8 protein-coding genes are annotated in these 9,755 nt (G+C 64.7%); 1 reads left to right on the top strand and 7 read right to left on the bottom strand.

The annotated features are described in order from the left end of the window. Positions 1 to 607: 607 nt before the first annotated feature. The 3 genes from AC0L21_RS08425 to AC0L21_RS08415 all read right to left on the bottom strand — a co-directional run bounded on the left by AC0L21_RS08425 (position 608) and on the right by AC0L21_RS08415 (position 2,988). Entirely contained in the window at positions 608 to 820 is a 213-nt protein-coding gene (locus AC0L21_RS08425) for a hypothetical protein (RefSeq protein WP_473260079.1), read from the bottom strand. Positions 821 to 969: 149 nt separating this feature from the next. Further along, positions 970 to 1,146: a hypothetical protein gene (locus AC0L21_RS08420; RefSeq protein WP_007590638.1), complete on the bottom strand. Its 177-nt coding sequence runs from the start codon at positions 1,144 to 1,146 to the stop codon at positions 970 to 972. A 105-nt stretch (positions 1,147 to 1,251) separates the two neighbouring features. Further along, a complete protein-coding gene (locus AC0L21_RS08415; protein WP_473260077.1) occupies positions 1,252 to 2,988 on the bottom strand; it encodes an adenylate/guanylate cyclase domain-containing protein in 1,737 nt (578 codons plus the stop codon). A gap of 322 nt (positions 2,989 to 3,310) precedes the next feature. On the opposite strand from AC0L21_RS08415, the gene AC0L21_RS08410 reads away from it, so the two are divergent. Further along, positions 3,311 to 5,500: a transglycosylase SLT domain-containing protein gene (locus tag AC0L21_RS08410; protein ID WP_473260075.1), complete on the top strand. Its 2,190-nt coding sequence runs from the start codon at positions 3,311 to 3,313 to the stop codon at positions 5,498 to 5,500. Between the two features lie 97 nt (positions 5,501 to 5,597). Here the strand turns inward: AC0L21_RS08410 and AC0L21_RS08405 are convergent, their stop codons facing one another. From AC0L21_RS08405 to AC0L21_RS08390, 4 genes are all read right to left on the bottom strand, one after another. Next, on the bottom strand, positions 5,598 to 6,566 hold the full coding sequence (locus AC0L21_RS08405; protein ID WP_473260073.1) for a tripartite tricarboxylate transporter substrate binding protein BugD: 969 nt from the start codon (positions 6,564 to 6,566) through the stop codon (positions 5,598 to 5,600). An 87-nt stretch (positions 6,567 to 6,653) separates the two neighbouring features. Beyond that, a complete protein-coding gene (locus AC0L21_RS08400; RefSeq protein WP_473260071.1) occupies positions 6,654 to 7,895 on the bottom strand; it encodes a threonine synthase in 1,242 nt (413 codons plus the stop codon). 191 nt (positions 7,896 to 8,086) lie between these two features. Beyond that, complete coding sequence (gene lpdA / locus AC0L21_RS08395; protein WP_473260069.1) at positions 8,087 to 9,505, bottom strand: dihydrolipoyl dehydrogenase; 1,419 nt, start codon at positions 9,503 to 9,505, stop codon at positions 8,087 to 8,089. 18 nt (positions 9,506 to 9,523) lie between these two features. After that, on the bottom strand, positions 9,524 to 9,751 hold the full coding sequence (locus AC0L21_RS08390; RefSeq protein ID WP_473260067.1) for a hypothetical protein: 228 nt from the start codon (positions 9,749 to 9,751) through the stop codon (positions 9,524 to 9,526). Positions 9,752 to 9,755: the final 4 nt, after the last annotated feature.

Here is a 9,755-nt window from a genome sequence, read left to right as displayed (position 1 = left end):
ATCAAGACGACAACGAGATCGCCCCTCAAGGATGAGCCGGGATGAGCGACACATACGCCGTTTCCGAATTTCGGTAAAGTGGAATATTTTTGCGTGAGCGGATTGACACGGGCGCATCGAGAAATGGTCAGATGTTTTGCCCGACGGACAACCGCGACAGCTTCGTGGCGCCTGGCGGTTCGGATTCGTCGAGACGGCCCCGACGGTGCGTCGCCTCTTGTCCTTAAACGGGCGGGCTACGCTCGCCCTCTTGCGCGCTGGGCTTGAGCCCAAGCCGCGGTGACGTCGCGCGGCGGGACGTCGACGCGCCGGATCGGCGTCAACTCGCCGGAGGCGGAGATGATCGCAGTCTCCTCGCGACGGCAACGCGGGCACACGAAGCGGACCTCGTTAGGTGAAGCCGACCAGCTCGAACGTTTTACATTGGCCGCCATCGGCCAGGCTGCGCAGTGAGAGCATGACACCAGGAACCGACCGGGATCGAGCATACCCATTCCAAAGGACTCCGCGTCCTGCCATCCCCTTCAATGATTAATCCATGTGAATCGTTCCGGTGCCAAAACACCGCCAAAGAAACCGTCAGGCCCAAACCATGAGGCGGAGCGGCTCAGCGGGCGCCCTTGAGCGTGCAGGACGTGGTGCAGGTGACCGTGTTGCCGTGGTCGCACGCCTTGCAGGCGGCAACGCACTGGTTCATGTCGCGGGGATTGAAGGAGGTGTAGTTCCGCATCGCGCAGACCGGGGTCGAGCCTGTGATGTCCTGCTCCGGGTTGCAGGCTGCCGTCATGAGTCCAAACACGATGACCGCAAGGAGGCGCATGGGATCGCCCTGTGAGGCACGACAAAACAATCTCGCGAGGCGCCGCCGCACCGCAACAAGCCCGGCATTCCCACAGCGGAGAAGCCCAGCAAACGTCCCCGCATCTGCATTGAGGATGCGCGCCAAGTGTTAAGAACGGATTGCCGGCGTCAGGCCGCAGCTTTGCTCGCGATGGCCTGGCGCATGTCCACAGCCAATTGGCGGTACTGCTCCGAAAGCTTCAGATAAAACTCGCGCTTGGTGCTGTCGGTGGCGAGCCTGGCGATCAGCTCGCATTCGGCGGTGAGCGTCTCGAACCGTTCGAGCCTGTTCTCAAGTTCTGTCATCGGCGTGTCCCCGTCAAACGCCTCAAGGACACCAAACCTAAGCCCGGGAAATAGGTCACGGCGAACATCGTTATCGAGTAGAATCAATTTTTCCCGCGCCGCCAGCTATTTCTGCTCCAACCGCCAGGCGCCGTCCCAGCCCTCGTCCGGCGGATTGGCTTCGAACCGCGCGATACGGGCAAGCAGCGCGCGCGAGGGGCCGTCGGCGGGGACGGCTTCGAGTGCCGCGTTGAAGGCGGCACGGGCTTCGTCGAAGCGGCGGGCGCGATAGGCGGCGAGGCCTCCGGCGTAGTGCGAACGCAGGCCCTCATGCGCGGCAGTGAGCACGCCTGCCCGGCCCATCACCTCGAAGATCGCTTGCGGCGCGCTCTGGCCGGCGACCGCGAGACGGTCGACCTCGCGCAATTCGAGGTGCGAGCCGATCGCGTCCGCCGTCGCCTGCGAGATCAGAATACGGGTGCCATAGGTCTTGTTGACGGCCTCCAGCCGCGAGGCGAGATTCACCGCATCGCCCATCACGGTGAAGCTCATCATCAGCTCGGAGCCAATGCTCCCGGTGAGGACCTCTCCGGTCGCGATGCCGATGCGCAGATCGCAAAGCCCCGGCATGGCGCGGATGCCGAGGAGATCCGGCAATTGCTTCTGCAGCGCGGGCACCTGATCGGCCATGTCGATGGCGGCAAGCCCTGCGAGCAGCGCCGGCTCGTCCTCCTCGATGAAGGGCGGGCCCCAATAGGCCATGATGGCGTCGCCGATATATTTGTCGATGATGCCGCGGTTGCTCCTGATCGGACCGGACATCATCGTGAAATAATGGTTCATCACCCTGACCAGGCCGCGCGGGGTCATGCCCTCGCTCATCGCGGTGAAGCCGCTCATGTCGCAGAACATGATGGTCATCACTCGGCGCTGGCCGTCGATGGCGACCTCGGGCCGGTCGATCAGGCCTTGTACTACCTTGGGATCGATGTAGCGACCGAACGTCTCGCGGACGCGCTCGTTGTGCCTGAGCTGTTCGGTCATGCGGTTGAAGGCTGCAGCCAGCTCGCCGATCTCGTCCTGGGTGGAGACGGTGATGGTCTTGTCGAAGCGGCCGGCCTCGACCTCGCGGGTGCCGGCGAGCAGCAGCCGCACCGGGCGGGTAATGCCGCTGGACACCAGGAGCGCAAAGGCAAATCCGAGCACCGCTGCCAGCAAGGTCACGACTCCCGACACGATAATCGCCTGGTATTGCCGACTGATCACCTGCGACGTCGAGAAGAAGACCTGCGTCAGCATGTCGCCGCGGATCGCGTCGACCTTCCGGTTGAACGCATCGCGCAGCGAGTCGAGCTGTTCCAGCGTGCCGCGGGCCTCGGACATGTCCTTGGTCTCGATCTGCTTGAGCAGTTTCGTATTGCCCTCGTCCAGATTGCGCCGCAGCTCGGTGACAGCGCTCTCGATTCGAACGTCGAGCCGTGCCAGTGCGGCGTTGTCGGAAGGGGTCCTGGGGTCGTCGATGATGGCGTTGATGAGCTTGCGCGCGGTCTCGGCCTCCTCCTCGAACTTGCGGTCCAATGCCTCGAAGTCGCGAAGCCGCGCCGCGTAGGCCTCCTCGTCCGACGCCGATCCCATCCTGGTCATGACCATTCGCCGCAGCGCCAGCGCACGCTCCAGCGAGCGGATATTGGCGCGGGCGAGATGGCTATAGGCCGGAATGTAGCGGTTGGTCAGTTCGTCGAGGAGGACGCCGACCTGGCTCGACATCACCATCGACAGGATCGAGGTGACCAGCATCAGGACGATCAATCCGAGGGCGATGCCGACGATTTTGCGCCGGATCGACTGGTTGAAAAGCGGCATGGGTGTGAGGCAATGGGCTGCAGGAACGGCTATGGACCCCAATACACCGTATCTGGACCAGGGAACACGCACAATCAGGCCGCTGTGGCGCCAAGGAGCCGCCCGCAACCACCGCGCGAGCCTGAATGGTTAACAGAGGTTAAGAGCCCCCTCTATCCGCCGTTGCACAAGTTCCCTCGCTCCATCCGTATTTCGCCGCATTGTTGGAACAGCTTGAGGATGCGAAACGACGTCGTGTCACCGTTTTTGACGCCGTTTCGATTCTCGAGCCGCATACCGTCGCGGACTTTGGTTTGTACTGGTTTCGCAGGGGGACCACGGAATGAACCAGTGCCTACGCTCGCTCGCGTGTGTCGTTGCCGTGGCCGCTTTGGCCTTCATCCCTACCGAGCTGGCAGCGAAGAGCAGTCACAAATCGTCCGCGCCGAAGAAGTCGCATGAGGCGAAAACCGGCAAGCAGCGCCACGCCTCCGCCGGCAAGGCTCGACCCGGCAAGCATGCTGAGGCCAAGCGCAAGTCGAAGAAGCAGGACGACGCGCCCTCGGACAAGCCGGCAGCCCCGCCGCTGACCGGCGATCTCGCCGCGCTGAAGGATGCCATCGATCTCGCGCGGAAGGGCAAGACCGAGGATGCGAGCGCGGCGCGCGACCGCATTGCCGACCCGGCGGGGCAGAAGCTCGCCGACTGGTTCATGCTGCGCCATTCCGAAAGCACGGCGAATTTCAAGCGCTACGCCGCCTTCCTCGCCGCCAATCCGGACTGGCCGAGCAGCGCGCTGCTCCGCCGCCGCGCCGAGGCGCGGCTGTGGCAGGAGAAGGCCGACGCGGCGACCGTGCACAAATTCACGATGGACCGGCCGACCAGCGCCAAGGGCAAGTTCGCGCTCGCCCGCGTGCTGATGACCGAGGGCGATAGCGACAGGGCCGCGCGTCTGGTGCGCGATGCCTGGCGCACCGACGAATTGTCCGAGCGCAGCGAGGAAGATTCCTACGAAGCGTTTCGCGATCTCCTGACCACCGAGGATCATCGTGCCCGCATGGACAAGCGCCTCGGCGCCAAGGACTACGCAGGTGCGCGGCGCGCAGCCAAGCGGCTCGGCGAGGATGCGCTCGCGATCGTCAAGGCCTGCGCCGCCGTCACCGGCAAGGCCGGCAAGGCCAAGGATTATCTCGAGGACGTCTCGGCCGAGGCGCGCCGCGACCTCGGCTATGTGCTGTGCCGCGCGCAATGGCATCTCCAGAATGACCGCATCGACGACGCGGCCGAGGTGATCCTGGCCGCCGCGCCCGATACGATGGCGGCGCAAGACACCGACGCCTGGTGGCGCGAGCGCCGCCTGCTCGCGCGAAAGCTGCTCGACCAGGGCAAGTTCAAAACCGCCTATGATGTGGTGCGCTCGGCGGCCGTGCCCGCGATGGAAGTCTATCGCGTCGACTATCACTTCATGTGCGGCTGGATCGCGCTGCGCTATCTCGATGATCCCAAGGCGGCGATGACGCACTTCGCCGCGATCGACGAAGGCTCGGCCAACCCGATCGCGCTGTCGCGCGCGCATTATTGGCGCGGTCGCGCGGCGGAGGCGATGAACGCAACCGCCGATGCGCGCCTGAGCTATCAGGCCGCGGCGCGCTATCCGACCGCCTATTACGGCCAGCTCGCCCGCGCCAGGCTCGGCCTCGACCGCATCGAGCTGCGCGCGCCCTCGCCCGTGCTGGCAGCAGCCGACACGCCGCCCGCGGACGACCGCGTGCGCGCCGCCGACATGCTCTACGGCGTCGGTGAGCGCGACATGGTGTTTTACTACGCCGAGGATTTCGCCAAGGAGAGCACCGACGTGGCGGCACTCGAAGCGCTCGGCGAGCTCGCCGGCCGGCGCAATGATGCGCGCGTGATGCTGGAGGTCGGCAAGTCGGCGCTGGCGCGCGGGCTCGCACTCGATCACTACGCCTTCCCGACCATCGGCATCCCTGAACACAAGCAGGTCGCGCCTGCAATCGACCCCAGCGTGATCTATTCGGTGGCGCGCACCGAAAGCTCGTTCGACCAGCGCGACAAGTCGGCCGCCAACGCGGTCGGTCTGATGCAGGTGACGCCGGAAGCCGGCCGCGACACCGCAAAGCGCTTCGGCCTGACCTATGATTGGGACAAGATGGTCTCCGATCCCGTCTACAACACGCAGATGGGCGCGGCCGAGCTCAGCGCGCTGATGTCGGAATACCGCGGCAACCAGATCATGACCTTCGCCGGCTACAATGCCGGCCGTGGCCGCGTGCGCGAATGGGTGCAGGCGCGCGGCGACCCCAGGGATCCCAAGGTCGATCCGGTCGATTGGGTCGAGCGCATCCCGCTGTCGGAGACGCGCAACTACGTCCAGCGCGTGATCGAGAACGTTCTGGTCTACCGCGCCCGGTTCGAGGGCAGCGGCATGATCGCCGGCAAGAGCGACCAGCGCGTGGTGACGAAGGACGCGGCGGCCGTGGCGACGCCGGTGGGCTATACGGGAACGGAATAGCCGCAGCTTCGTAGGGTGGACTAGCGAAGCGTAATCCACCAGCCTTTTCGCCGCAAAGAGGTGGATTACGCTTCTCTAATCCACCTACCAGAACGCCTCAATCCACCTTGATGTTGGCCGCCTTGATCATCGGCCACCACTTTGCGATCTCCGCCTTCTGGCGCGCGCCGAGGGCCTCGGGCGTGAGCTGATCCTGCGGCGTCATCTCCAGCCCCTGGCTTTCGAGCTGCTTCTTCACGCCGGGATCGTTCAGCGCTTCCACGGCTGCGGCATTGAGTTTGGCGACGATCGCCTTCGGCGTGCCCTTCGGCACCCACATGCCGGACCACAGCGTCATGTTGAAACCCTTCAGGCCCGCCTCCTCCGCCGTCGGGATGTCGGGCGCCGACGACAGGCGCTTGTCGTCGGTGATGGCGTAAGCGCGAATGGTGCCGGCGCGGACCTGGTTGATGGAGTTCGACGTCTGGTCGACGATGACGTCGATCTGGCCGGCGATGAGATCGTTCAGGGCGGGCGCGGTGCCGCGATACGGCACGTATTGCAGCTTGATGCCGCTGATGCTCTCAAAATAGACCCCGGCGATGTGGCTGCCGGAACCCGCGCCGGCGGTGCCGGCGGTCGGCGGTGATGGCCGCGACTTCAGCCAGTCCAGCAACTCCTTCAGCGAGGTTGCGGGCACCGCGTTCTTGCTGACGACGATCATCGGATTGCTCGGCAGCAGCACCACCGGCTCCAGGTCCGCGACCAGGTCGTAATTGAGCTTGTAGACGGCGCCGTTGGCGACGTGGGTGCCGAGATGGCCGAACGAGATCGTGTAGCCGTCGGGGGCCGAATGCAGGGCACGGCCGACGCCAATCGAGCCGCCCGCGCCAGTGACGTTCTCGATCACCAGCGGCTGGCCGAGCGCCGTGCGCATCCGCTCGGCAAGCACGCGCGCCATCGCATCCGACGGCCCGCCGGCGGCGAAGGGCACGATGATGGTGATGGGACGTGACGGATAATCGTCGGCGCGCGCGGCGCCTGCAACAGCGAGAATAGCAAACAGCGCAGCCCAGGCGGCCTTCATTGTTGTCTCCCCAGCAATGTCATTGTTGTTCTTGTCCCTTCCCGCGTACGGGAAGAGGGATCGTTCGTGAAGAGACGAAATGCCGCGTTAGAACTGCGAATAGTCGATCGGCTTGTGGCGATCGAGCGTGCGGTTGACCGGCGGCAGCGGGTATTTCAGGCCGGTGGCGCAGTTGAACAGCATCACGCGGTCGGTCGTGCTGACGCGGCCGTCGGCGAGGCTGTCCTTGTAGGCGGCGTAGGTTGCAGCACCTTCGGGGCAGAGCAACAATCCCTCCTCGCGCGCGACCTCGTTCAGCGCCGACGAGATCTTGTCATCGTCGACCGCGATGGCAAAGCCCTTGCTCTCGCGGACAGCGCGCAAAATGAGAAAGTCGCCGATCGCCTGCGGCACGCGGATGCCTGACGCGATGGTGTGGGCATCTTCCCAGCGCGTGGCATGCTCGGTGCCGGCTTCATAGGCACGCACCATCGGCGCGCAGCCGGAGGCCTGCACCGCAACCATGCGCGGGCGCTTCGAGCCGATGAAGCCGATCTTCTCGAGCTCGTCGAAGGCCTTCCACATGCCAATCAGGCCGGTGCCGCCGCCGGTCGGATAGAAGATCACGTCGGGCACGTCCCAGCCGAGCTGCTCGGCGAGTTCGAGCCCCATCGTCTTCTTGCCTTCGATCCGGTACGGCTCCTTCAAGGTCGAGGTGTCGAACCAGCCGACTTTCGCCTTGCCCTCGCCGACGATCTTGCCGCAATCGTCGATATAGCCGTTGACGCGGTAGACGGTCGCGCCCTGAAGCTCGATCTCGCTGACGTTCACCTCGGGCGTATCGGCCGGGCAGAAGATCGTGGTCTTGATGCCGCAGGAGGTCGCATAGGCCGCGAGCGCCGCACCGGCATTGCCGTTGGTCGGCATCGCCATGTGCTTGATGCCGAGCGCCTTGCCCATCGACACCGCCATCACGAGGCCGCGCGCCTTGAACGAGCCGGTCGGCAGCCGCCCCTCGTCCTTGACGATGATCTCGCCGCCGCCGAGCTTCTTGCCGAGCTTGGGCAGCCGGATCAGCGGCGTCGTGACCTCGCCGAGCGAGACAATGTCCTGGCATTTGCGCACCGGCAGCAGCTCGCGGTAGCGCCACATGTCGGCGGGGCGCTGCGCAAGCGCGTCCCTGGTCAGCGCCTTCTTCACGCCGGCGAGGTCGTAGCGCACGAGGAGCGGCTTGCCGGCCTTGGAGAGGTTGTGGACCTGGTCGGCTGCATAATGATCGCCTTCCATCGCGCATTCGAGATGGGTGACGAAGCTCGGGCGTTCGATGGTGAGGTTGTCGTTGTCTTGCATGGGGTGGTTTCCTTCTTGTTCTGGTGTTCTCAATGTCTATCCCGTCACCCCTGCGCAACGGCGAAGCCGTTGTCGCTGGAGGTGCCGGAGCGAAGCGGAGGCCTCGAAGGGCGACGAGCCCGGCTGCTGTATCTCGGCCGTGCATCCTTCGAGGCTCGCTGCGCTCGCACCTCAGGATGACGGGTCTGATGTCAAATATTCAGTACCCGTCCATACGCATCCAGCACGGCTTCCTTCATCATCTCCGACAGGGTCGGATGCGGGAACACGGTGTGCATCAGCTCTTCTTCCGTGGTCTCCAGGTTCATGGCGACGACGTAGCCCTGGATCAGCTCGGTGACCTCGGCGCCGACCATGTGGGCGCCGAGCAGCTGACCGGTCTTCTTGTCGAAGATGACCTTGACCAGGCCCTGGTCCTCGCCGAGCGCGATCGCCTTGCCGTTGCCGACGAAGGGGAAGCGGCCAACGCGGATCTCGCGGCCATTCTCCTTGGCCTTGGCTTCGGTCAGGCCGACCGAGGCGACCTGCGGGTTGCAATAGGTGCAGCCGGGGATCATCAGCTTGTCCATGGGGTGCGGATGCAGGCCCTTGATGGCCTCGACGCAGATCACGCCCTCATGCTCGGCCTTGTGGGCCAGCATCGGGGGACCCGCGACGTCACCGATGGCATAGATGCCGGGAACGTTGGTCTTGCCGTAGCCGTCGATCACGATGCAGCCGCGCTCGGTTTTGACGCCGAGCTTTTCGAGACCGAGATTCTCGATGTTTCCGACGACGCCGACGGCAGAGATCACGCGCTCGAACTCGGCGGTCTGCTTCGCCTTGCCGTCATCGAGCGTCGCGACCACGCTGTCGCTCTTCTTCTCCAGCTTCGTCACGCCCGTATTGGTGAGGATCTTGATGCCCTGCTTCTCGAGGCGCTTGCGGGCAAGAGCGGCAATCTCGGCGTCTTCGACCGGCAGGATCTGCGGCAGCACCTCGACCACCGTGACGTCGGAGCCCATCGTCTTGAAGAAGGATGCGAACTCGATCCCGATCGCGCCCGAGCCCATCACCAGCAGCGATTTCGGCATCCGCTCCGGCACCATGGCTTCGAAGTAGGTCCAGATCAGCTTCTTGTCAGGCTCAAGTCCCGGCAGCACGCGCGGCCGCGCGCCGGTCGCAACAATGATGTGCTTGGCCTGATAAGCCCCCTCGCCCAGCGTGCCTTTGGGGCCGTCGACGTCGGACTTCTTCACCGTGACCTTGCCGGGCGCGTCGATCGAGGCCGCGCCCCAGATCACGCTGACCTTGTTCTTCTTCATCAGGAAGCCGACGCCGTCGTTCAGCCGCTTCGAGACGCCGCGCGAGCGCTGCACCACGGCCTTCGGATCGAACGAGACGTTGTCCGCCGACAGACCGTAATCCTTGGCGTGCTGCATGTAGTGGTAGATCTCGGCCGAGCGCAGCAGCGCCTTGGTCGGGATGCAGCCCCAGTTCAGGCAGATGCCGCCGAGATAGGATTTCTCGACGATCGCGACCTTGAAGCCGAGCTGGGCGGCGCGGATCGCGGTGACATAGCCGCCGGGACCGGAGCCGATGATGATGATGTCGAAGGATGTCTCGGCCATGGCGGCTCCCCATTCAACTCAAGAGGCGCCGCGGACGCGGCGCCTGGAAATCAAAACCCTGACCAGCCATTCGAGCAGGATCGCGCCGGCCATGATAGCCAGCGCGATCATAACGACCGCCTGGCCGATGCTCCGTGCCAGCTGCTCGCCGGCAAAGAACGCGGAATGCAGAATATCGAGCCCGACCGGATTGAGTGCAACCACGGCCGAGAGCAACAAGGAGATCCAGGGCCAACGCGTTCGCATTCAC

It is taken from the genome of Bradyrhizobium sp. WSM4873, from assembly GCF_055811355.1.
The sequence above is the reverse complement of the archived record's forward strand: the minus strand, read 5'-3'. Positions and strand labels throughout refer to the sequence as shown.